Below are 24,970 nucleotides of genomic sequence, written 5' to 3'. Positions count from 1 at the left end.
TTGTATATATTTTTAAAGATTAGTTATTCCCAACCAGGATTTTGGGCACCTTTTAGTTTTTTATTCCGTTCAATTTCAAATTCAGGAATCGGAAATAAATAGTGTTTTGCTGCTACGTTTGTTTTTCCGACTGCCTGAAGATTTTTAAGTAATGTGCCTCGTCCTTCAGGTCCAACTCCGGTGACCTCGCTTCCTGTTTGACGAATAAGGTCAAAATAGCGCTGATATTCGCCAACAAGTTCTAACCTTCTGTCAAGGTAAACGGCTTCACGAAATTCATCTTTTGTCAAACCTGTTGTAAGGTCGTCCAAGCCTGCTCTTTTCCTTATCTTATTAAGCGAAGTATAGGCTTTTTCAGTCGGACCGTTTAATTCATTTTCAGCTTCTGAATGGATTAACAAGACTTCAGCAAAACGTAATATATTTGCATTCGCTTCTGATTTTCCGGTGCTTGCATAATTTGGATCCCAATATTTATTTAGGTAAGGAATAGAATCACCCGGAACTTTGCTGTCGTGCAGATTTCCGTACCATTTTCCATTGGTCGGACTTTTGTATCTAGTTACAAAACTTACATTACGCCTTTTATCTTTGGCAGTGTATAACTTATAAATGCTGAAATATTTATCTGTTCCTTTGGTGTAAAAAGTCAATTGATCACCATAAGAACCTTTCAGACCAGGTATTCCGGTTGCGATATCCCTTGCGGTTACGGCATTGGTTATATTCGCCACTGCATTAAATTGTACCGAAAAGATATGTTCTTTGCTGTTTTTGTAAGCCGGCAAAAATACTTGTGAATAGTCGTCCAGCAAGGCATAACCATAACTGCCATTTATTACTTCTTCAGCTGTGGTAATCGCATTTGCCCAATCACGTTTTGTTAAGTATACTTTGGATAATAAGGATTTAGCCGCACCTTCTGTGGCACGCCCAGATTCTCCGGTTGATCCTGCCTTAAACGAGTTTGCAGATTCCTTTAAATCTGTAATGATCTGTGTATAAATTTCATCTGCAGTGCTGCGAGGCACTTGTAGCTGCTCAATCGAAAGCTGAGTTTGGTCCGTTAGTAATAATGGCACGCCTCCAAATTGTCTCACTAAGTCGAAATAATACAGGGCGCGCAGGAATTTGGCTTCACCTAATAATCTGCTTTTCAATTTTTCATCCATAGTAATTCCCGGTATTCTTTCAATGGCAACATTGGCTTTATTTATGCCTGAATAATGCTGCTGCCAGCTTTCTTTTCCGCGAATTAAAGTGGAAGAATGTGTTAAAGCTGAAAGTGACCGAACATCTGGGTTTGGTGAGCCTGGACCGGCACTCAAATCATCAGTCATAAAATCCATTCCGGTATTATACAGCGAATTATAGATAGGCTGACCTACAATATCATTTTGATTTAAGTGAAAATAGATTGAATTGACTGCGGCAACAGCATCACCGGATGTTTTGTAAAACTGACCGGGTGAAATAAAGGATTGCGGATCTTCTTCGAGCGAAGTACATGCTGCTAAACCAAGTGAAACAGCAATAAGCAAAAAATGTATGTTTTTCATTTTGAATATTTTTAATTATTAAATTTTAGAAAGTAACACTAACACCGCCTAAAACTGTTTTAGTTCCCAGATAAACGCCCACGTCAACTCCCGAATTAAGTGCTGATTGACCATTTCGGTTTACTTCGGGATCATAACCTGAATAATTTGTGAATGTGATCAGATTTTGACCGGCGATATAAACGCGTGCACTGCTAAGACTTAAAAAGGTTGCTACTTTCTTAGGTAAAGTGTAGCCTAAAGAGATGTTTTTAAATCGGATATAAGAGCCGTCTTCCACATAACGATCAGATAATACGGCAGAAGGATCTTCAACTGCACGATGGATATTGGTATTCGTATTGGTTGGAGTCCATCGGTTGAGTAATGTGGCATAAGCTCCTGTAAAACCTGTGCCCAACTCATAATCTGCTGCTGACCTGTTGAAAATTTTATTTCCATAAGAAGAGTTAATGAAAATAACCAAATCAAAATTTTTGTAACGGAATGTATTGGTCAGACTAGCCAAAAAAATTGGTTCTGAATTTCCGACAACTGTCCTGTCGTCTGCCTGTGTAATTTTACCGTCATTATTTAAATCCTTAAATTTCTGACTTCCGGCTTTTGTATTTGCTAATGGAGAAGCGCTAAAATCATCTCCTTCCTGATACAGACCATCAAATTTGTACATGTAGAACGATCCCAAAGGTTCTCCAACCTTTACAATTCCAGATGGTGTTGTGGTCGTTGCCGGGTTAACGGGAATAAAAAAGTCAGTGCCGTTGCCGAGACTTAATACTTTGTTTCTGTTGGCTGAATAAATTAAGTTAGTAGTCCATTCAAAGTCGCCCGTAAAATTTAGTGTTTTCAAGGCTAATTCAATTCCTTTATTCTCAACCGCTCCTAAATTTTGAAAAGCACTTTCCAGTCCAGAGCTATATGGAATTGGTACTTCTAACAATAAATCTTCGGTTTTTTTATAATAAATATCCCCGGTTAGGTTTACTCGATTATTGAATAAGGATATATCAAGGCCTAAGTTATATTGTGTTGTTGTTTCCCAGCCCAGATCAGAGTTTTCAAAACTGTTAGGAGCAAAACCCGGTACGAGTGTATTGGCAAACACATATGGATAATAAGAAAGCCTGGCTATTGACTGATAAGGATTTATCTCCTGATTTCCGGTTAAACCTGCACTTAAACGAAGTTTTAATGAACTAATTTGTTCAACTCCCTTTAGGAATTTTTCGTTTGAAACATTCCATGCGAAAGCTCCTGAAGGAAAAGTACCCCACTTGTTATCTGAACCAAATCTGGAAGAACCATCAGCTCTGGCTGTAAAAGTAAAAAGATAGCGGTCATCAAATCCGTAGTTAATTCTGGCAAGATAGGACTGAAGAGACCATTCGGTAGCAGAAGATGCAGGAGCAGTTATTACAGTGCCCGATCCCAGATTATTATAGGTAAATTCATCGCTGGCAAAATTTGAAGAGCCAGCACGAAATACTTCTGAAGTCGTTTTTTGTTGTGTGTACCCGGCAAGGATATCAAACGCATGTTTTTCGCCAAACTTCTTTTTATAGCTTATTGTGTTTTCGTTCAGCCAGTTGAGGGATGATAACGATCCTTTTGAAGCACTTCCGCCGGCAGGACTTTCATAAAGTGTAGAGGGGATGTATCTGTTTTGTTTGTTTTCAATAATATCGGTTCCCAGTGATACTTTGGCTGTAAGTCCTTCAATTATTTTATATTCTCCGAAACCGTTCAATAAAAATCGTGTTGTGCTGGTTTCATTTATTTGTTGCGTCATTGTGGCTATCGGATTTGCCACTGCTGCACCATAACTGCTGTTTACGGTGAATTGTCCATTCGCATCGCGGACAGGAACAACAGGAACCATAGCAAGGATATTTTGAACAACACCATCAGGGGCTACATCTGCATGAGTTTTACTTCCGCTCAGATTTAATCCAAGTTTGAATTTCGAATTTAAATCATGATCAATGTTCAGTCTCCCGGAGTAACGGTCAAAACCTGAGTTTATAAGAACACCGTCTTGTTTAAAATAATTCCCTGAAAACAAAAGTCTTGTCTGTTCCGTACCGGAAGTAATTGAAATTGTATGGCTTTGTATAGGAGCATCTGTGTATGCTTCTTCCTGCCAGTTTGTACCTTCACCCAATTGATCAAGTTGTTCCTGGGTGTATAATGGAGCTTTACCGGAATCCATTAAAGCATCATTTTTCAAATATCCCCACTGTTCTGCATTTAACATCGGAATCGTGCTAATTACTTTCTGAACCCCATAATAACCGTCATAAGTAACGGCAAATTGACTTTTTTTACCTCTTTTTGTTGTAATTAAAATAACTCCATTTGCACCACGGGATCCATAAATAGCTGTGGCAGATGCATCTTTTAATACGTCGATTGATTCAATTTCGCTAGGGTTAAGGCTGGATAGCGGATTTATGGCTGGTCCGCTGGTCACACCGGAATCAGTGGCTCCATCACCATTATATACAGGAAAACCATCAATTACATAAAGCGGTTCATTACCTGCAATTATTGAAGTTCCTCCACGGATTCGAACTGAAGTTCCGGCACCTGGCTGTCCGCTTGATTGTGTAACCTGAGCACCCGGAATTCCGCCCTGAAGAATCCTGTCTACTGATAAAACAGGCAATGTCTTTATTTCGGCAGAAATAGAGGAAAGGGAACCGGTGTAATCCTTTTTCTTTTGCGTACCGTAACCCACAATCAGAACGTCTGTGAGTTCCTGTACATCGGCAGATAATGGAATACGAACCGGACTCCCGTCAACAACTAATTCTTTTGTTTTGTAACCCAGAAAACTTATGATTAAAGTGTACGGATATTTTTGTCCTGTCTGGAAATAAAATTTTCCGTCTAAATCCGTTTGTACACCGTGTGTTGTTCCTTTTATGTTTATTGAAGCCCCAATTATGGGTTCATTTGTAATTTGGTCGACTACAGTTCCTTCCAGTTTAGACTGGATAAGGGGAGTAGTTTCCTGCGCATTAATTCCCAGCGAAAGCATAAATATGCTGAGAAATGAAAATAGATATAAATTTTTTTTCATTACTTTGTTTTGGTTTGATAAAGAAAGGATGCAGCGATTTTCCAGATTTTTGCATTCCTTATTTGATATGAATATTCTTTTTAAGCCTTGCCATTTCTGTTCCACCAGAAGTGGCTTTTTTATTAGTAACAGAGTCTTTTCATTCTTTTTATTTTAAGGTTTATAAATGCTTTTTAGTTTTGTCGATCTATTAAATATTACAAATCGACAAAGTATTTTTGAGTGCCAAAATCGAATTCATAATGCATTAAATTGGGCCATAAAGGTTTTACAAGACCTTTTTCCCAGTTTTGTAATGCAGCCAGAAGTTCTTTTACTTTTGCCGGATTTTTTTGCGCTAAATCTGTTTTTTCAGATTTGTCTTTTGATAAGTCGTAAAGCCATTTTTCATGTGTTTTTCCGCTAATGATCAGTTTCCAGTCACCGCTTCTGATGGCTTTTGCGTCTCCGGAACGCCAGTATAGATTTTGGTGTGCAATTTTATTGTTATTGACCGTAGTGACTAAATCGACCCCATCATAAACACGGTCTTTTGGTAAATCAGAATGAATAGCAGCTGCAATAGTGCTGAAAATATCCAGCGAACTTACCGGTGTTTTGTAAACCGTATTCGGTTTGATTTTTCCTTTCCACGAAAGTGCAAAAGGCACATTGATTCCGCCTTCAAAATGGGAGAATTTACCACCTTTTAATGGAGCGTTGGTAGTGGCAAAAGTATAATCGGCGCCACCATTGTCACTCGCAAAAACGATTAATGTATTTTCTTCTAGACCTTCTTTTTTTACTTTGGCAATGATTCTTCCAATAGCATCATCCAAAGCACTGATCATAGCAAAATAAACTCGTTTGTTTTCGTCTTTTACATTTGGAAAACGGTCGTAATACTTCTTGCGAACCTGAAAAGGGGTATGAGGCGCATTAAACGGAACATATAATAAAAATGGTTTTGTTTTATTTTTATCAATGAAAGCTTCGGCTTCATCGGCAAATGTTTCGGTTAGATATGTCTTGTCTTTTATGATAGTTGTATCGCGACGGATTTGTCCAATTCCAACACGGCCATTGCCCCAAATCACTTTGTCGGTAAAATCTTTATGATGATGATTGATGATATCCGGATTGTCATCTTCTGGAGTAAAAAGAGAAAATGCCTGATAAAATCCGTAATGGTAATCGAAGCCTCTCTCTAAAGGAAAGAACCCTTTGTTGTGTCCCAAATGCCATTTTCCGATAATTGCAGTACTGTATCCTTTTCTTTTCGCCAGATCGGCAAAGGTAATTTCAGACTGAGGCAAACCCTGAGTCGCGATTGAAGCATCATTTGGGTATTCAATTTTTGGGTTTAATCTCCAGCTGTCTGTATTAATTAAATATTTGAATGCGTAATATTCCAGATTGTTTTTTGGATATCGGTCTCCGGGCTGAAACTCGTGACCAAATCGTTCCTGATAACGCCCGGTAAGCAATCCCGCGCGCGAAGGTGAACAAATGGAAGAAGAAACATAACCCTCTGTAAAAGTCACTCCCGAAGCCGCCAGAGAATCAATTTGTGGGGTCGGGGTTGATTTTCCTCCGTATAGTGAAATATCGTATTTACCTAAATCATCAGCAAGGAGAATAATAATGTTCGGTTTTTTTTCAGAAGTATTGGAAGTGTCTTTTTTGGACAGAAATGCGGCCTTTCCTTCGGCTAATTTTTCGTCAGCTTTGATTAGTGTGCCGTCTGTATTGATGGGCCAAAACAAAAATACAGCAGCAATAAGGAGTACAATCAGAAATGCAAAAACAATTCTTTTAGTTTTTTTGGATATTGCCATATGTTGTGATATTTAGTATGAGAGGAGTTTTTTGGTATATAGCAGGATTTGATAGTTTAAGCTGGCAAAAACCTGCAAGGATGGGACACCTTGCAGGATAGCAAAAAAACAAAACAAACAAACTTCATTACCTTTACTGTTTATAGGTTTTAACACATAGAAACATAGAATTTTTTACTAATTATGAAAGGGTTAGAAAAAATCTAGATTTTCACACATAGCTAATCGATTAAACTATGTGAATTTATGCTAGTGAAACGCCTTTTAAAGTTTCAAAAACTATGTTTCTATGTGTTTAAATTATTTTTTAAGAAAAACACTTTATGTTTAATTATTCTGAGCCAGAATAACATCAACATCTTTTTTCAAATCAGAGAATCCCTCTTTTTTGAAAATAATCTGACCGTTTTGGTATAAAATCAAGGTAGGGAATACTTTTACGGTTTTGAGCTCGGCAATTACCTGCGGGCTTTCTTCCAGTTCTATTTCTACAATTTTTACTTTCTCACCGTATTCGGCTTTGATGGTTTCCAGAACAGGTTTTACTTTTTTGCATGGCGCACAATATTTAGAACCGATATCTACCAAAACGGTATTATTATCAGCAATAATTTTATTGTATTCATTCAAAGTTAGTTTGCTTTTGGAGTTTACATAAAAAGGTTTTCCGTTACCAATCCAGTTGGCGATTCCGCCTTCTAAACTGTAGGCTTCCTTAAAACCTTTTTTTAATAAATCATCAGCGAGCCAGACACTTCTTCCGGCTCCGATAGAATAGGTAAAAACAGGTCTGGTTTTATCTAATTTTGCTATTTGCTGAGCATAATCTTTTGATTCCAGATTAAAATTTACCGCTCCGTTAATGTGATTCAGTGCAAATTCCTCAGGACCTCTGGCATCGATGATTTGGGGATTCTTCTCATTCTGGATTTTACTGTAATAAACATCCAGTGAGACTGTATTTGAACTTTTATCCTGCGCAAACCCAATAATCGTTACAAATAGGGTTAGGGCAGAGATACTGTTTTTAAATAGTATATTTTTCATAAATTTAGGATTGAACGGTTTCAAGTGCAGGCTGATTTTCAACAACCGGAGTTTGTTTTAATGGTACAGAAAGAACACCTTCTGCCAGTGCGCTTCCTTCTTTTTTAGATTTGAATATCGGCCAAAGAAACTGTGCATACCATTCTTCCTGTTTGTACGATTTGATTCCGTATGATTTTGGAAATTGACGCGTAATTAAACCTGTTCCGAAGATGACATCCCATATAAAAAACATGTTTCCGAAGTTGCCTTTAAAGTGTCCAATTCCGTCACCGCTGGTGTCTGCGTGATGTGCATGGTGTGTGGCAGGAGTAGAGATTAATCTTTCTAAAACCCATGCAATTGGATGTAAAACTTTGTATTTGTAAAACGGTTTATCCCAGGCAATGCTTGAATGTGCCGTTAAGGTGATGATGCTTTTTATTACCAGAACAAATAAAGCAGGCAGTCCTAAACCTAAAAAGGTTAAAGTGGCTGTTAAATATATTTGAGAGAAAAAGATCGTGTAGATAAAATTTTGTCTCGAAAGCATTGCCATCCCCATGTACGGAGCAGAGTGGTGCGTTCTGTGAAAACGCCATAAAAACGGAACCTGATGATGCAGACGATGGTACCAGTATTGCGTTAAATCATCCGCAACAGCGATTAAGAAAAAACCTCCCCAAAACGGAACCCATGAAAGTGCGTTTTCAAGATTCGGAATCAAAACCGGAAGTACTGTAAGACTAAAAAAAGCAATTACAGGAGGTAAAATTAATTTTGGAGCTAAAAAGCAGACAATATCAATTTTACGTTCTTCGCCTGTCCATTCATCATCATAGAGACCAGCTGTAAATTCAATAATTCCCAACACAATCATAAAAACCGTTAATCCCCAGGTGCGGATGTTTTCGAATGCAGGTTTTGCAAACTCCAGAAAAGTCGGCAACGTAATATGTGATTCGCTTACCAGGTTGTTGCTTAATTTAAAATACAGGTAAATTGCCAGTACAGGCAGCGTGTAAATAAAAAGACTGATACTTAAATCTCTCGTCAGATTTTTGTTTGAATTTTGAACTGTTGCCATGATTTCTTATTTTAAAAATTGATTGATTAATGCTAAACCTCCTGCCAAAATTGCCAGTGGTACAAAAAAGAGAATTGTTCCTACGACAATCTTTTTTCCTATAATTTGAAAATCTATTAGTTTCATATGTGTGTTTTTTAGTTTAAATATTTAGTTCAGAACCGGATATATCGTATATTTTTTGGTTTGTTCTTTTCCGGTTATTATCAGTGCATCTATTACTTCGTATTCATATATATTGAAATAAACCTGCTCGTTCTCATTGCCATCCGGTGTTATTATTTCGAAAATTTCTTCGTTTACTTCAGCCATGATTTTTATTTTAAAAATTGATAAATTATTGCTAAAACTCCTGTCAAGAGACCTAGTGGAAGCCCAAAAAGAATCATTCCGATAAGAATCTTTTTTAAGATGAATTCTGGGGTTATCCGTTTCATATCATTAATTTTTTGAAGTATCGTTAGGCTGAGGCTGTTGTGGTCTGTTTTGTTTTAAAAATGTTTTAAACTTATCCTGAACATCACTCCAGTTGATTAGCGGGTACACATTATTTTCTTTCGCCTGCTGATCGAATAACTGAACCAGTTCTTTTAGTTTTTCGGGATTCTTTTTAGCCAGATCATTGATTTCATTAAAGTCTTTGTCAACATTGTAAAGTTCCCAGACTTCTTTTCCGGCGTTGTTGGCTACGGGTTTGTTTTTGGTGTTAAAATCAGTAAACAGGTCTATGAAATCAGGACGGTAAGCAAATGAAGCCTTCCAGCCATCGTGATATATAGCGCCTTCACCAAATAAAAAGTAATATTGTGTCTGATGTACTGAAGGTGCATTAGTATCATAAATTGCCGAAGTTAAATTTTTCCCCTGAAGTGAATCCTGTTTGATTCCTCTGATCGATTCAGGTAATTTGTTGATTCCGGTCAATGCGAGCGTGGTCGGTAAAAGATCAATTACATGACCATATTGTGTACGGATTCCTGTGTTGTTTTTGATTCCGTTTGGATAGGAAACAATCAAAGGGTTTCGGGTCCCGCCTTCGGCATGTGCATCTGCTTTCCAGAATTTAAAAGGTGTATTAGCAGCCTGAGCCCATCCTGCCGGATAATTGGTGTAGGCATCTTTGGTTCCGATTTTATCGAAATTTTTAGAAAGTTCCGCAATTTGTTCTGCTTCGTTGGTGGCGGTATTTCCTCCAAATTCATTATTTACAGAACCATTATAGGAACCTTCTTTGCTGGCACCATTATCGCCAATAACAAGGAAAATAATGGTGTTGTCAAACTGGTTGCTCTTTTTTAAGTAAGAAACAATACGTCCGATTTCGTAATCGGTCTGTTCGAAGAAACCGGCATAGCCTTCAAAAAAGCGGGCGTTGATTCTTTTTTCCTCAGCCGAAAGTTTCTCCCATTCTTTCACTCTTTCATTGCGTTTTGGAAGTTTGGCATCCTGCGGAATGATTCCGAGTTTCTTTTGGTTGTCAAAAACAACTTCTCTGTACCAGTCCCATCCTTTGTCAAATTTCCCTTTGTATTTGTCGATCCATTCCTGATCTACCTGATGAGGTGAGTGCGTAGCACCCGGAGTCAAATACAAAAAGAAAGGCTTTGAGGGTGCTGTTTTTTGCTGGTATTGCAGATAGCTGATAGCCTTGTCGGCAAGTTGCGTGTTTAAATGACGTCCGTCCGGTTTTACCGCTTTGTTGTCTTCTACTAAATCAGGCTTATACTGATCGGTTGCTCCGCCAAGGAACCCATAGAAATGATCAAACCCTTTTCCTAAAGGCCAGCGGTCGAACGGACCTAAATCTGTAGTTTCTTCGTCAGGCGTTAAATGCCATTTTCCGACTGCATAGGTACTGTAGCCATTTTCTCTTAAAAATTCGGCAATTGTTCCTTTTGATGACGGAATTTTAGCATCATATCCCGGAAAACCTGCTCTCATAAACTTATGTGGAAAAAGTCCCATGTGAGCCGTGTGATGATTGCGTCCTGTAAGCAATGCCGCACGGGTAGGTGCGCAGACTCCTGCAGTGTGGAAGTTGGTAAAACGGAGTCCGTTATTGGCCAGGTCATCAAATGTCGGCGTATTTACCAAGCCTCCAAATGCGCTCGATGCTCCAAATCCTACATCGTCAAGTAAAATCCAGATTACATTTGGAGCGCCTTTTGGTGCTTTAACCGGTTCCGGCCAGTATTCCTTAGATTCGGCCAGTGTTTTTGCAATTACTCCCTTATATTCCGGATCAGGCTGGTTTTGTGCCGAAACAGCATTTAATCCTAATTGGAATACCAATAAAAAAGTAACTTTTATAATGGAAGTGTTTTTTACGTTTTTCATTTTATATATTTTAAATAGTATAACCTGAATTTGATGGTACCTTTCAGGATTAAATGTTCTTATTTTGAATTATATTTAATTAATTATATGGATATAGTCGAGTTTTAATATCCAAAATTTCTAATTAAAACTATTGTCATCCTGAGCGGAGTCGAAGGCTAGCCAATTGAACGGGCTTCGACTCCGCTCAGCCTGACACCCTTTTCGATTATCTTTAAAGCTATTTACTTTACTTTTTCGATAACAGGCAGTGTATGAACAGTCAGGTTCTCCCTAAGTTTATCTGAAGGCAGGTACAAACGAATAATTAAACTTGTTTTTTTAACATTATTAATCGGAAGCCAGTTTTCAGCTTTTTCTGTGCCTGACAAATTGATTTTATACGAAGTGCTGTCAGCCTGATATTTGACATCCTCAAGATTGTAACTGTATTTATTGATCGGATTTTTAATTAAAAAGCCATTTTCGTCATAAGCTGTAATGCTCCAGTATTTTGCGTCTAATTTTTTACCTGTAATTACATAATCCGCTTTAGGATCTAATTCGTTTCCTTCACTGTCTGTGCTTGTACTCAGATAGATTACTTCTTTTTTAGTCAATGCATAAGGTCCGTAAACCGCTACCTGAGCAATGGTTAACAAATCGGCAGTATTGAGATCTTTGTCTTTATCAACTGTTTTCCAGTTTCCTATGGTGCGTTGTGAATCGCTTTTTCCTGATGAAATGTTATAGATACCAATTCCGCTTCCTAATACTACAGCCAAAAGAATTAATCCCAATCCTAATGCTATCTTTTTTACTTTTTGATTTAAAGCCATTTTGATTTGATTTTAAGTTTAATATTGTATGCAATTTTTTAACACATAGAGTCATAGTGCTGTAATGAAAAAAGGCGTTTCACTTATTTTAAAACACAAAGCTATGTGTTGAGAAATATGTTTCTCTTTTATATCCTTTTAGAAAAGTAAAAAACTATGTGTCTATGTGTTTAAACTTAATTGATATAAAAAATGAATTAGTTCACTAATTTCTCAACTGTAACACCATGCTGCAATTCGGATAGCTCTTTTACCGGATACGCTTTAGAAACCAAATAACGAAACAGAATTAAGCCTTTTTGGGTCGGACTGTAAATGATTTTTTCTTTCGGAATATTTTTTAATGCTTCAGAAGTACTTCCTTCGGGAGCCAGATAATATTCGAATTTTGCTTTTACCTTTTCCTCATTCTCAACAAAATAATTGGTGGTGTTTTCCTGATAGGCCGATATGGACCAATAAGTAGAATCCGGTACAATTCCGGATATTTTCAGGACATTTTCTTTTAAATCATAATTGATAGTAGAATATAAAAAATCAGGATTCGGTAACGGAATCACTCTGCTGTTTTCTGCATTTGGCTGATCGCCAAAGCGGGGCGTGTTAACATAATCTGCACTTTTTGAGGCAAATCTGTTTTGCACATAATATGGCGTTGCCCAAATGGTTAAGTAGTAAAAAGTTACCGCAATTACTACAAGGATCAGGGCAAAAATGCCTTTTTTGATAAGTGGTTTAGTTGCTGCCATAATTTACTTTTTTAGAATCAGGACTATTAAAAAAGCAATAGCCCTGATTTTATGGTTATTTATTAATTATTGCTTCCTCCTTTGGTAGCTTCTTTAATCAGCTCCTGAAGGTTTTTGCCTTTATCAGCACCGGTATTGTGTATTTTTCTGCCCAATACATCCTGCCAGTCAATTAATGGGTACACGTTGTTTTCTTTGGCCTGCTCATCAAACAGTTTTTTAAGTTCCTCTAATTTTTCAGGATGCTTTTTAGCCAGATTATTACGCTCGTTAAAATCTTCGTTTAAGTTGTACAGTTCCCAAACATCATTATCAAAATTGCTTGCTTGTGGCACTCCGTTTTTGCCTGCGGCTTTCAACAAAGTAAACGGATCCGGATGAGCTGCTGCTGCTTTCCAGCCATCTTTGTAAATGGCTCTGTTTCCAAAAATGTAATAGTATTGTACTTTGTGAAGAGATTCTGCTTTGGCATCATTTAAAGAAGTGTACAAAGAAGATCCCTGAATGATATCCTGTTTAATTCCTTTGATATATTCCGGTGCTTTGATTCCTGCAATATCAAGGGTCGTAGGAAGAATATCATTCACGTGGCTGTACTGATTTCTGATTCCACCTTTATCTTTAATTCCTTTTGGATAAAAAACAATCAAAGGATTGCGGGTTCCTCCTTCAGATTGTGCGTCCTGTTTCCAGTTTTTAAATGGGGCATTGGTAGCCTGAGCCCATCCTAAAGGGTAATTGGTGTTAAGACCCTGAGGCGTTCCGATTTCGCCGATATTGGCTAAATTATCCTGAAGATTTTTTTCGTCAGAAGCTCCCTGAGCAAAAATACTTTGGTTGATAGTACCTTGCGTAGTACCTTCTTTACTGGCGCCATTATCTCCAATAGCAACAAAAATCACGGTATTGTCTAACTGGTTTGTTTCTTTCAGATAATTTACGACTCTTCCTATTTCAGCATCTGTATACGAAAGGAATCCTGCGTAAACCTCCATAAATCTGGCATAAACCTTCTTTTGGTCCGGAGATAATTTTTTCCATTCCCCAATAAGTGGATTACGTTCCGGTAATACGGCATTGGCAGGAATTACGCCCAGTTTCTTTTGGTTAGCCAGTACTTTTTCGCGGTAAACATCCCAGCCTTCGTCAAATTTTCCTTTGTATTTATCGCTCCATTCTTTAGCTACCTGATGCGGTGCATGCGCGGCTCCCGGTGCATAGTATAAAAAGAACGGTTTTCCCGGTGCTGCTTTTTGCTGTTTTTGTATATAACTGATCGCTTTATCCGTAATTAATTCGTTTAAATGACGTCCATCGCCTTTTATATGAGTCTGGTCTTCTACCAAATCAGGGTTGTACTGATCGGTTTGTGAACCTAAGAAACCGTAGAAATGATCGAAACCTTTTCCGGTTGGCCATCTGTCAAATGGTCCTGCATCGGTAGCATCTTCATCCGGCGTAACACCATATTTACCCACTGCAAAAGTGTTATAGCCGTTCTCTCTTAAAATCTCTGCAATCGTTCCTTTATCAGATGGAATTCTTCCGTCCCAGCCAGGGAAGCCTGCTGATAAAATAGTATGAGAGAAACCGCTAACGTGAACTCTTCCAGAGTTTCTTCCTGTTAATAAAGCCGCACGGGTAGGGGCGCATATTGCTGTGGTGTGAAAATTGGTATAACGTAATCCGTTATTCGCCAAAGCATCAAAAGTAGGTGTTTCAATTAGCCCTCCAAAAGCACTTGTGGCACCAAATCCTACATCATCCAGTAAAATCCAGACTACGTTTGGAGCACCTGCGGGAGCTTTTACCGGATCTGGCCAGTATTCTTTTGATTCGGCTAATGTTTTACCGACAGTTCCTTTAAAATCTGCATTTGGCTGATTTTGTGCAAAGCCCAGCTGAGCAAGAAGCAATGCAGTAATCAAAAGCCCTTTTTGCGGGCTTTTGACTGTAATGTTTTTTTTGAAATTTTTCATGATTATAATTTTTTTTATGGTTGGTTATTAATATCCGTCATTTTGTGGAAGACCATCGAGATTCTGGTCTCTTTCGCTTTGTGGAATAGGGTATAAATTATTTCTTTCTGATACTGCTGATTTTCCGGGTACTTTTTTTACTTCAGAAACCAGTCTTCCCCAGCGAACCAGATCAAACCAGCGTTGTCCTTCCTGAACAAATTCTTTGGTACGTTCTGTAAAAATGGCTTCCTTAAACTGCGCTTTTGTTAATAAAGCTAAATCAACTGTTGCATCAGGAGTATCGATTGGTTTTCCAAAAGCTCTTCTTCTCACTTTGTTGATTGCTTCATAAGCTTCTGCTGTCGGAGCATTTTCCTGTTCGTTTATAGCTTCTGCTAATGTTATCAAAATATCAGCATAGCGAATAATCGGAAAGTTGATAGACACATTTGCTCCATTGGATAAAATGGTAACATCCAGGTATTTTCTGAAAATAGGTTTAGGAAAAGTGTATAATAAACCGGTTGCAGGGTTAAGCAATTGTTTCGCATAAGTTGCATCTCTGCGTGTATCTCCGGTGGTATAGATATCATAAAATAAACTTACATCCGAAATAATATCTGCTGGCTCAACAGCAGCAAACCCTGCAAAAGAAGTTCTCATAAAAGTACTTCCACTGCTTCCGTTTCCGGCCTGATTTGGCTCAAACTGAACAGAGAAAATATGTTCTTTTCCGTTTTTGGTTGTTTTATTAAAAATATCCGAAAAGTTGGTGAAAAGGCCATAGCCGTAACCTCCGTTAATGACTTCTTTGGCTTTCAAAATGGCATTTGGCCAATCTTTTCTGGTCAGGTATACTTTTGCCAAAATAGCTTTTGCGGCTCCTGATGTAGCACGGCCAACATTGGTTCCTGTGTAGGTTGAAGGTAAAGCTTCGGCATCAGTCAAATCTTTAATAATTTGTGTATATACTTCATCTACACTAGCTCTGCTTACTTTTAAATCTTCGATAGCCAATGATGTAGGCTCATGCAAAACTAATGGAACACCTCCCCATAAGCGAACAGCGTGAAAATAAAGCAATGCTCTGATAAACTTGGATTCGTTTATTAATCTGGTTTTCAAAGTTTCTGTGCCCTGTACTTTAGGAATGTTGTCAATGGCAACATTGGCTCTGTTGATTCCGCTGTAAATTTGACGCCATGCGACCTGAACCCTGTCAGTGTTAGCATCATATGTCAAAGCACTAATGGCACGTACATTTTGATTAATGGCTGATGCTCCTGCCGCAGCATAATCAGTTCCCATATCGGTTAGGAAGTAAAGGTTTCTTCCAAAAAGACTTTGCTCAGTACCGTCATAACTTAAGGAAGCATAAACAGCGGTAACACTCGCAATGGCATCATCGTCAGTATTATAAAAATTCTCTTTGGTAACAAATGATGTTGGTGCAACATCTAAATCGGTGCACGATGCCAACAGGCTCACACTTATCAGGAGTAGGAATATTTTTTTCATCTTAAATACTATTTTTTAATTAAAAAGTGACGTTAACACCACTTATAAATGTTCTTGAAGTTGGATAAGCTCCGTAATCGATTCCCGGCAATAAATTGCTTTGGCCGTATGAGCTTATTTCAGGATCAAAACCGCGGTACTTGGTCCAGGTAGCTAAATTTTGTGCAGATACATAAAATTTGATGGCTTTGGTTTTGATTTTTGAAGCAATGCTTTTTGGTAAAGTATATCCAAGTGTTACTGTTTTCAAACGGATATAAGAACCATCTTCGATATAGCGGTCAGATACTACAGTTGCAGGAGAGTTCGCTGCTCTTGGAATCACATCGCTTGGGTTGGTTGTTGTCCAGTGCTCTGATAGGGCACCTGCAGCATTATTACCTAAAGTAGGAATTTCTAACTGCTGGTTGATTGCATTGTAGATTTTACCTCCAAAAGCACCCTGAAAAAAGAAGTTTAGGTCGAAATCTTTATAAACGAGAGTATTGTTTAAACTCGCTACAAATTTTGGCTGTGCACTTCCTAAGTTTACTTTATCGTATGCAGCAGAAATTATTCCGTCTGGCACTCCATTTGGACCGCTGATATCTTTGTATCTTCTGTCTCCCGGTTTTGTATTTGCAATACCATTTAAGGTTGGCTGTGTATTGATTTCGTCCTGATTTTGGAAAATACCATCTGTTCTGTACCCCCAGAATGTTCCCAAAGGCTGTCCTACTTTTACAATAACCGGCTGTTGTAAATTCAGTACACCGCTTGGTGCTGTTGGAAAAAACTGCTGTACGCCATTACCGATTTCCAGTACTTTATTTTTATTGATGGAATAATTGAAATTAGTATTCCACAAGAAGCTGTCTGTTTTGATGTTTTCTGTGATAATTCCAATCTCGAATCCTTTATTTTCAACTGCTCCGATGTTCTGCAAAACAGATGTATAACCTGAGTTCAATGGAATTGGCACATTCACAAGCAAATCACTTGTTTTTTTGTAGTATGCATCTAAAACAAGGCTGATTTTTTTGTTAAAGAAGTCAAAGTCAAGACCTGTGTTGTATTGTGTTGTTTTTTCCCATTTCAAATTTGGGTTTGATAATCGGGTAGGAGCAAATCCGGTGTAAATAGTTCCTCCGAAAGAATAGTTCACAGAACCTAAAGAGGCTAATGAAAGGTAATCTCCAATTTCCTGGTTTCCGGTTGTTCCGACACTTAGTCTTAGTTTGATATTATCTACACCTTTGATGTTTTTAGCAAAATTTTCTTCGGTAACATTCCATGAAAAACCTGCAGAAGGGAAGAATCCCCATTTAGAATCAGAACCAAATCTTGATGATCCGTCAGCACGGGCAGAAAAAGAGAAATTATAGCGATTTAAATAAGAATAATTCACTCTTCCCAACCATGATTGTAAAACGCTTTCAAAGGCATCACTTGTTGGTTTTATAGCAGTTCCGTCCTGTAACGCGTTGTATCCGTTCAAATCATTCACAAAGTTGGTTGCACCCGCCGTTGCTACTTCTCCTTTAGAATATTGGATAGTATATCCGGCCAGAGCAGAAAGTTGGTGTTTATCTTCTCCGAAAGATGTGTTGTAGTTTAAAGTGTTTTCATTTAAAACAGAACTAACCAGTTTATTTCCTACAGACGCATATCCTTTAGTTTCAATACCGTTTGTAGTGTTTGATGGTGCATAGTAATTTTGTTTTGTACTGATAACATCAGCATTTACAGTTGATTTGATAGCCAGTTTTTTTGCCAGTTTGTATTCTCCCCATAAAGAGCTTAATGTTCTGTTGATTTTTGTTTCATTGGTAATGTTTTCCAAATCGTTGATCGGATTTGAAATATAACCGTTGATTGATGCTACATAAGGATTGTTGGTAACATTAAAGGAACCGTCAGCATTTTTTATCGGTACAACAGGTGCAATCAAAAGTACTCCTGCAAGTGTATTCGGAGCTGTCAGGGAAGCACTGGAACTATTGGCACTCATTCCATTAAAATCTGAATTGGTTATAGTGGCAGTAACTCCAAAACGGAACAAATCGGTCACATCTTTTTCGTAGTTAACCCGTAATGAAAGCCTTCTGAAATCAGATCCAATGACGATTCCGTCCTGTTTGAAATAATTGGTTGAAACCGAATATCTTGAAGTCTCGTTTCCACCTGAAAAACTCAGTTGATGATTTTGAATCGGAGCTCCTTTTCTAAAAGCGGCATCCTGCCAGTCATAATTTCCGGTTGTTTTAAAATCTTCAATCTGCTGAGATGTAAAAGTAGGTGTCTGTCCAAGACCAATCTGAATATCATTTCGTAAAGTAGCCCATTCGCTGGCATTTAACAAATCTATTTTTTTGGTAACATTCTGAAATCCGAAATAGCCTTGGTAGGTAACATTATCTTGTCCCTTTTTACCTTTTTTAGTAGTAATCAAAATAACACCGTTTGCACCGCGAGATCCGTAGATTGCAGTTGCTGAAGCATCTTTCAGAACTTCAATTGATTCAATATCAGAAGGATTCAAAGTAGATAATACATTTACACCTGCTCCTGAAAGCGCTACACCTGCGGAACCGTTATTGTTGTCATTATAAACCAAAATTCCGTCAATAACATATAAAGGTTCGTTACCTCCGGTAATAGAGTTACCTCCACGAATTCTAATACTTGAAGAAGCTCCCGGCTGACCAGAACTCTGTGTAACCACAACTCCGGCAACGGCACCTCTTAATAAATTATCTGCCGATGAGGTTACCTGATTTAAATTGGCTTTTGGTATCGAAGAAACAGATCCTGTTATGTTTTTTTTGCTCTGAGTTCCGTATCCTACAACTACCAGTTCTTTAAGCTGCTGGACATCTTCTTCCAGTTCAATTGTAATAGGACTTCCGTCTGCTATAACTTGTGTTCTTTTGTATCCTATTAAGCTGACTAGTAAAGTGTATGGGAATTTTTGGCCTGTTTCAAAAAAGAATTTACCGTCAATATCTGTTGTTACGCCGTGTGTTGTTCCTTTAATCTGAACGTTTACTCCCGGTAATGGAAGTTGTGTTTGTTTGTCTAATACAGTTCCGTTTAAAGTGGAATTTATTATAAATTGTGTGTTTTGTGCCTGAATTTGCAGGGAAATCAATAAAATTGCCCCCCATAAAATGAGATTTATATTTTTTTTCATTTCTTTGTATTGGTTTAAGTAATTAACAAGGAGCCCTGAAAGTTAATTTTTCAACTCTCTCAATGTTCCTTTATTTAGCGATAAATATTCTTTAGCCTTGCCATTTCTGTTGCCGCAGAAATGGCTTTTTTTCTTATTTACAGCAACTGTTGTGCATCTTTTTCATTTTGGTAATTTTTAGTTGTTAATTGGATATTTTCTTTGTTTAAAGGATATAGTTTCAATGCCCTTTTTGATACAAATAAATTGTACCAGACAGATTTCGCATTGATGACTAAAGGTTTTATGTTTTTATAAGGATTGTTTATTTCAATATGGAGTGGAAAATTGAACATAAACATTGATTTGCTTTTGGAATTAGCAACAGAAGCACATACAACAACAAGACGTGTTATAAGTATTTTTTTTAGAAGGAAAGAAATAAGATATGCTTTCTGTTGTTTTCAAAATATAGTTTTTTTGGTTTTAAATACAATTTTAAACTCTACTAATCCTATAGACAAAGTTAATTTTAATATAATAATATCCAAAAATTTATTGATTTTTTTTTAAGAATAATTTTAGAATTAGTGTTTGATTATATTTTTTAATTCTTATTTTATTGATTTACAGGTGATTGTTGTTTTTGTATTTTAAAATAAATGTTAAAAATATTTTTCAGTTACCTGATGAAATGTAATACTTTATACCTTGATTTATATTTTTTCAGAGCTGTTTCGAGATTGTAAAAGAGCTTAAAAATGGCAGGAAGCATCTTTTTTAATTTCAAAATGAAATATTAAAGGAAAAAAGAGGATGTGATTTAAACCATGATTTTAAAATAATTAGAGTAATTTTATAGAGAGAAAAATAAATTTAAATTTTTTAACCATACTAGTAAAAAATACTTATATTTGTCATAAGTATTTATACTTAGTTTTATATTTGTAAAAATGATACAAGTTAATGAAGCTTTAGCAATCGTAGCTGAAAACAGTTCAAAAATGCCATTACAAAAAATAGCAGTGAAAAAAGCACTGGGATATGTGTTGGCAGAAACGGTTTACTCGCCAATTGCGATGCCTCCGTTTCGACAGTCGGCTATGGATGGTTATGCTTTCATTCACAGCATAAAGCATCAATATGATGTGATAAGCAGCTCTCAGGCTGGAGATCATTCTAATATAAAACTGAAAGGAAATGAAGCAGTAAGGATTTTTACGGGAGCTTTTGTACCTCATGATGCCGACACGGTTGTAATGCAGGAACATGTAATGGCTAACGAAAAATCGATATTGATTGCCAAAATGCCGGAGCAGTTTGCAAACGTTCGTGCAAAAGGGGAGCAGATCGATAAAGATGAAGTGGTTTTTGAAGCTAATACGTTAATCACACCCGCTGCAATTGGTTTTTTGGCTTGTTTGGGAATTACAGAAATTACAGTTTACAAAAAGCCGAAAGTTGCCATTTTGGTAACCGGAAATGAATTGGTTAAACCTGGTAAAAAACTGCCGAAAGGAAAAATTTACGAAAGCAATTCAGTAATGCTGGAGGCTGCGCTTGAGACAATTGGCATAAAAAAAATAAAGGTCTTTAAGGTAAAAGATGATCTTAAAGCAACCAAAAAAGCATTAAAAGCGATATTGCAAAAACATGATGTGGTTTTAATTTCAGGCGGAATTTCAGTTGGAGATTATGATTTTGTAAAAGAAGCATTGCTTAAAAACGGAGTAGAAGAACATTTTTATAAAATCAATCAAAAACCGGGAAAACCAATGTTTTTTGGTTCTAAAAAAGAAACTTTGGTTTTTGCTTTACCAGGAAATCCGGCTTCATCACTGACTAATTTTTATGTTTACGTGTATCCGGCTATAAGAAACCGAATGGGATTTTCGGATATTCATTTACCAAAATTAGTTAGAAAATTAAATGCAGGGATTTCAAATACGTCAGGAAAAACATTGTTCTTAAAAGCTTTGTATGATGAAACCCATGTAACGGTTTTGGACGGTCAGAGCTCGGCAATGCTTAACACTTTTGCTATAGCAAATTGTTTGTTAATTGTACCAAATGATGTCGAAAACCTTAAAAAAGAGCAATTAGTGACGTTATTGCCGATTGATTAAAGTTTTAGAAAATAGAAGAAAGAGTATAGAGAATAGATTTTAATGTAAAATATTGAAAGGCAGTATATAAATAAAAACATACAGGAAACCTGAAACCTGAAACAAAATAAATTAATCATGGAAAAACTGACAGCATTTATTCTTTGCGGTGGGAAAAGTTCCCGAATGAAGTCTGAGAAAGGTTTGGTTCTGTTTCAGGGAAAACCATTTATTGAGCATATAATTCAGGCTGTTTTGCCGGTTACGTCAGCAATTCAGTTTATAACGAATACAAAAGAATATGATTATCTGCCATATCAAAAAAAAGCTGATATAGTTAAAGACAAAGGACCTTTGGGCGGAATTTATACAGCACTGAAGAATTCTGAAACCGAATTCAACCTGATTTTGAGTTGTGATATTCCGTTAATTTCTTCGGAATTATTAACTGAATTGATTTCAAAACACAATCAGGAAGCTCAGATTACTGTATTTGCGACAGAAAGCAGGATTCATCCTTTAATTGGAATTTATTCGAAAAAAATAGTTCCGGTTATAAAAGAAGCGATTGACAATAATGAACTGAAAATGATGGATTTTCTATCGAAAGTGCCTCATCAGATCATAAAAATAGAAGAAAGCGAAAACTTTCATTTAACGAATATTAATTCGGCTGACGAATTAAACGACCTGAATATCAATTTAAGTTAATAGATTATGCAAAACTTAAGGACACCAAAGTTAACAGTAGTAGGCGCAGGGCCGGGAGATGTAGAATTGATTACGCTAAAAGCAATAAAAGCGTTAGAAAATGCCGACGTAGTTTTGTATGATGCACTTGTCAATGAAGAATTACTGCAATACGCAGCTCAGGCAGAGATTGTTTTTGTTGGGAAACGTTTGGGATGTCATGCCTACACACAAGATCAGATTAACGAATTGATAGTTTCGATGGCAAATCGTTACGGACATGTAGTTCGTTTGAAAGGAGGAGATCCGTTTATTTTTGGAAGAGGAAGTGAAGAAATTGAATATTCAGAAAAATTTGGTCTGGAAACTGCTGTGGTTCCCGGAATTTCATCCGCTTTAGGCGTTCCTGCTTCAGTAGGAATCAGTCTGACACAACGCAAAGTAGCAGAGAGTTTTTGGGTAATTACAGGTACAACTTCCAGTCATGAATTGTCAAAAGATGTGCATTTGGCTTCAAAATCGGCTGCGACAGTGGTTATTTTAATGGGAATGCACAAACTAAATGAAATAGTTGACATTTATAAAGCCAATCGTACAGATGATCTGCCGATTGCTATTATCCAAAACGGAACTAAAAATTCAGAACAAAAAGTAGTGGGTAACATTAGTTCGATTACTAAATTAGTCGCTGAAAAAAATATTTCATCACCGGCAATTATTGTGATTGGAGAAGTGGTAAAAAATACTTCAAAACTGACCTCTTATTTTCAGGAACATTTTGAAGACGAATTTATATTTCAGAATTTAAATTTATAATAATGATTGAAGTTAAATATTTTGGAGCTGTTGCCGAAAGAACACAATGCGCTTTTGAAAATGTGGTTTCTTCGAATATTTCACTGCAGGATTTATTGCAGGATTTAGAAGAAAAATACAAGTTCAAATCGTTGCCATTCAGTGTTGCAGTCAATCAGAAAATAGTTTCAAAAACAACAGATTATACTTTGAAAACAAGCGATATTGTTGCTTTATTGCCTCCTTTTGCGGGAGGATAATTTACAATTTATGAATGCATTTTCACGTTATAACCGACAAATAATTCTTCCCGAAATTGGAGAAACAGGCCAGTACAAATTATTAAAATCCAAAGTTTTAATCATAGGTGCCGGAGGTCTGGGAGCTGTAATATTGCCTTATCTGGGAGCTGCAGGCATTGGCGAAATCGGAATTGTGGATGATGATGTTGTAGAACTTTCAAATTTGCAGCGTCAGGTAATTTATAAAAGTTCCTCTGTTGGAAAATATAAGGTTGAGGAAGCCAAAGCCATGATGGCAGCATTAAATCCAGATGTTAAAGTAAATGCCATTGCTGAAAAACTTTCCGGTAATAATGCGATTGCTTTATTCGAAAAATATGATATTATTGTTGATGCAACTGATAATCTTCAAATAAAATACCTGATAAATGATGCCTGTCTGATTACGAATAAACCAATGGTCTACGGATCAATTTTCAGGTTTCAGGGACAGGTTTCAGTTTTTAATTATCAAAATGGCCCAACCTACAGATGTTTATATCCTGATGAAAATAGTTCGTCTGTAAATTGTATGGATGCGGGAGTTATCGGAATTTCGGTTGGAATTATTGGAATGCTGCAGGCTAATGAAGTCATAAAAATCATTTTGGAAAATGGAGAAGTTTTAAGTGAAAAAATATTGGTTTATAATATCCTGAATAATGAACAGCAGAAATATGATTTTGAAAAAAGTGATTCTTTTCTAATAGACAGAAATACTTTTGAAGAAAAATATTCTCAGAAAGACAATGCTGTCGAGGAGATTTTGGCTGAAGCTGTTTTGAATCAAATTGATAATCAGAAAGTTTTGTTTTTAGATGTTCGTAATGAAAATGAACTTCCAAAAATAACATTCAAAAACAGCATTCAAATTCCATTAATGAATCTGGAAAATGAAATTGAAAAGCTAAATACAAACCAAACAATTTATGTTTTCTGTCAATCCGGAATTCGAAGTAAAATGGCTGTAGAGCTACTTCAGAAAAAAGAATTTAAAAATATAAAAAGTATTGTTGGAGGTGTTTTGGCAATGAAAGAATTATTACAGGAAAAAATTACTATTTAAGTTTGCATAAACTAATTAAGATGAAAAAGATATTCTTTGTATTGTTTTTATTTTTCTGTTTTACAGAAATTTCATTTTCACAAAAAGCTGTTGATGCTACGGGTGAAACAGAATTGTATTTGGCCTATGAAAAAACAGATAAAGAATTAAATTTAGTCTACAATAAACTTAAAGCCAAATTAGGTAAAAAAGATCAGGCTAATTTAATTGCTTCTCAAAAAGACTGGATAAAATTTAGAGATTCAAATTGCAAATTTAAGAGTTATCCTGAAGGGGAAGGTGGCGTTATTGCAAATAAAATGCATACAGATTGTTTAATGCAAACTACAATAAACAGAACCAAAGAGTTAAAAAGCTTAATGAATGGTTTTTAAATTTCTTATTAATAATTCAAAGATAAATTAACGACGAATTCAAAGAATAAAATTCGAGAAATTTAAAAGGGCACGTATTAAGTAATAATTCGTGAATTCGTGGCAAATAAAAATATTAAAAATGAGTAAAAATGTATTTGTAGAAGGACCAATTTCTCCAGAATTTATTGCGGAGTCAATTGCCAAACATCAATCCAAACATACAATTGGGGCACACAATATTTTTCTGGGTCAGGTTCGCGCCGATGTGATTCATGATAATACGGTTATAGCAATCGATTATTCGGCTTACACTGATATGGCAAATGAAGCCTTACATACCATTCGTGAAAAAGCTTTTGCTAAATTTGATTTGACGTGTATGCACATTTATCACAGTCTGGGTGTAGTAAAAGCGGGCGAAATCTGTCTGTTTGTTTTTGTTTCGGCAACGAGACGCAAGCAGGTTTATGAAGCCACAGAGGCCATTGTAAACTGGATTAAAACAGATGTGCCGATTTTTGGCAAGGAAATGTTTGAAAACGATACATTCACATGGAAACAAAACACCTAAA

The 24,970-nt window shown here is 36.6% G+C and carries 20 protein-coding genes; 7 read left to right on the top strand and 13 right to left on the bottom strand.

Translation table 11 applies throughout. The annotated features are described in order from the left end of the window. Positions 1–23: 23 nt before the first annotated feature. From GWR14_RS17990 to GWR14_RS17930, 13 genes are all read right to left on the bottom strand, one after another. Positions 24–1,559 carry a RagB/SusD family nutrient uptake outer membrane protein gene (locus tag GWR14_RS17990; RefSeq protein ID WP_163410468.1) on the bottom strand — a complete coding sequence of 512 codons (1,536 nt, stop codon included), beginning with the start codon at positions 1,557–1,559 and terminating at the stop codon, positions 24–26. 25 nt (positions 1,560–1,584) lie between these two features. Continuing rightward, positions 1,585–4,641, bottom strand: coding sequence for a SusC/RagA family TonB-linked outer membrane protein (locus tag GWR14_RS17985; RefSeq protein ID WP_163410467.1), 3,057 nt, complete (start codon positions 4,639–4,641; stop codon positions 1,585–1,587). 197 nt (positions 4,642–4,838) lie between these two features. Beyond that, a complete protein-coding gene (locus GWR14_RS17980; RefSeq protein WP_163410466.1) occupies positions 4,839–6,458 on the bottom strand; it encodes a sulfatase-like hydrolase/transferase in 1,620 nt (539 codons plus the stop codon). A 327-nt stretch (positions 6,459–6,785) separates the two neighbouring features. Further along, complete coding sequence (locus GWR14_RS17975; protein WP_163410465.1) at positions 6,786–7,505, bottom strand: thioredoxin domain-containing protein; 720 nt, start codon at positions 7,503–7,505, stop codon at positions 6,786–6,788. Positions 7,506–7,509: 4 nt separating this feature from the next. Then, the gene (locus tag GWR14_RS17970) at positions 7,510–8,571 is read right to left on the bottom strand and encodes a sterol desaturase family protein (RefSeq protein WP_163410464.1); all 1,062 of its coding nucleotides are present in this window, start codon (positions 8,569–8,571) and stop codon (positions 7,510–7,512) included. 150 nt (positions 8,572–8,721) lie between these two features. Beyond that, the gene (locus GWR14_RS17965) at positions 8,722–8,883 is read right to left on the bottom strand and encodes a hypothetical protein (protein WP_163410463.1); all 162 of its coding nucleotides are present in this window, start codon (positions 8,881–8,883) and stop codon (positions 8,722–8,724) included. Positions 8,884–9,012: 129 nt separating this feature from the next. Beyond that, positions 9,013–10,908, bottom strand: a complete 1,896-nt coding sequence (locus GWR14_RS17960) for an arylsulfatase (RefSeq protein WP_163410462.1) — start codon at positions 10,906–10,908, stop codon at positions 9,013–9,015. Between the two features lie 224 nt (positions 10,909–11,132). Continuing rightward, the gene (locus GWR14_RS17955) at positions 11,133–11,726 is read right to left on the bottom strand and encodes a DUF1214 domain-containing protein (protein ID WP_163410461.1); all 594 of its coding nucleotides are present in this window, start codon (positions 11,724–11,726) and stop codon (positions 11,133–11,135) included. 197 nt (positions 11,727–11,923) lie between these two features. Further along, positions 11,924–12,475 carry a DUF1254 domain-containing protein gene (locus GWR14_RS17950; RefSeq protein ID WP_163410460.1) on the bottom strand — a complete coding sequence of 184 codons (552 nt, stop codon included), beginning with the start codon at positions 12,473–12,475 and terminating at the stop codon, positions 11,924–11,926. A 62-nt stretch (positions 12,476–12,537) separates the two neighbouring features. Next, positions 12,538–14,454, bottom strand: a complete 1,917-nt coding sequence (locus tag GWR14_RS17945; protein WP_163410459.1) for an arylsulfatase — start codon at positions 14,452–14,454, stop codon at positions 12,538–12,540. A 27-nt stretch (positions 14,455–14,481) separates the two neighbouring features. Beyond that, positions 14,482–15,954, bottom strand: coding sequence for a RagB/SusD family nutrient uptake outer membrane protein (locus tag GWR14_RS17940; RefSeq protein WP_163410458.1), 1,473 nt, complete (start codon positions 15,952–15,954; stop codon positions 14,482–14,484). A gap of 19 nt (positions 15,955–15,973) precedes the next feature. Beyond that, positions 15,974–19,126 carry a SusC/RagA family TonB-linked outer membrane protein gene (locus GWR14_RS17935; protein ID WP_163410457.1) on the bottom strand — a complete coding sequence of 1,051 codons (3,153 nt, stop codon included), beginning with the start codon at positions 19,124–19,126 and terminating at the stop codon, positions 15,974–15,976. Between the two features lie 137 nt (positions 19,127–19,263). Next, positions 19,264–19,461 carry a hypothetical protein gene (locus GWR14_RS17930; RefSeq protein WP_163410456.1) on the bottom strand — a complete coding sequence of 66 codons (198 nt, stop codon included), beginning with the start codon at positions 19,459–19,461 and terminating at the stop codon, positions 19,264–19,266. 597 nt (positions 19,462–20,058) lie between these two features. On the opposite strand from GWR14_RS17930, the gene GWR14_RS17925 reads away from it, so the two are divergent. The 7 genes from GWR14_RS17925 (at position 20,059) to GWR14_RS17895 (ending at position 24,969) form a co-directional block, all read left to right on the top strand. Further along, positions 20,059–21,231 (top strand): molybdopterin molybdotransferase MoeA, encoded by a 1,173-nt coding sequence (locus GWR14_RS17925; RefSeq protein ID WP_163410455.1) that lies wholly within the window; start codon positions 20,059–20,061, stop codon positions 21,229–21,231. Positions 21,232–21,348: 117 nt separating this feature from the next. Next, positions 21,349–21,921, top strand: a complete 573-nt coding sequence (locus GWR14_RS17920; RefSeq protein ID WP_163410454.1) for a molybdenum cofactor guanylyltransferase — start codon at positions 21,349–21,351, stop codon at positions 21,919–21,921. Between the two features lie 6 nt (positions 21,922–21,927). Further along, the gene (gene cobA / locus GWR14_RS17915; protein WP_163410453.1) at positions 21,928–22,716 is read left to right on the top strand and encodes a uroporphyrinogen-III C-methyltransferase; all 789 of its coding nucleotides are present in this window, start codon (positions 21,928–21,930) and stop codon (positions 22,714–22,716) included. 2 nt (positions 22,717–22,718) lie between these two features. Further along, positions 22,719–22,955, top strand: a complete 237-nt coding sequence (locus GWR14_RS17910) for a MoaD/ThiS family protein (RefSeq protein ID WP_163410452.1) — start codon at positions 22,719–22,721, stop codon at positions 22,953–22,955. A gap of 10 nt (positions 22,956–22,965) precedes the next feature. Continuing rightward, entirely contained in the window at positions 22,966–24,042 is a 1,077-nt protein-coding gene (gene moeB / locus GWR14_RS17905; RefSeq protein ID WP_163410451.1) for a HesA/MoeB/ThiF family protein, read from the top strand. Positions 24,043–24,062: 20 nt separating this feature from the next. Continuing rightward, positions 24,063–24,416, top strand: coding sequence for a lysozyme inhibitor LprI family protein (locus tag GWR14_RS17900; protein WP_163410450.1), 354 nt, complete (start codon positions 24,063–24,065; stop codon positions 24,414–24,416). 121 nt (positions 24,417–24,537) lie between these two features. Continuing rightward, positions 24,538–24,969, top strand: coding sequence for a molybdenum cofactor biosynthesis protein MoaE (locus GWR14_RS17895; protein WP_163410449.1), 432 nt, complete (start codon positions 24,538–24,540; stop codon positions 24,967–24,969). Position 24,970: the final 1 nt, after the last annotated feature.

It is taken from the genome of Flavobacterium ajazii (genome assembly GCF_010614725.1).
GTDB classification, from domain to species: domain Bacteria; phylum Bacteroidota; class Bacteroidia; order Flavobacteriales; family Flavobacteriaceae; genus Flavobacterium; species Flavobacterium ajazii.
This window is presented reverse-complemented; position numbering and strand designations above follow the sequence as displayed.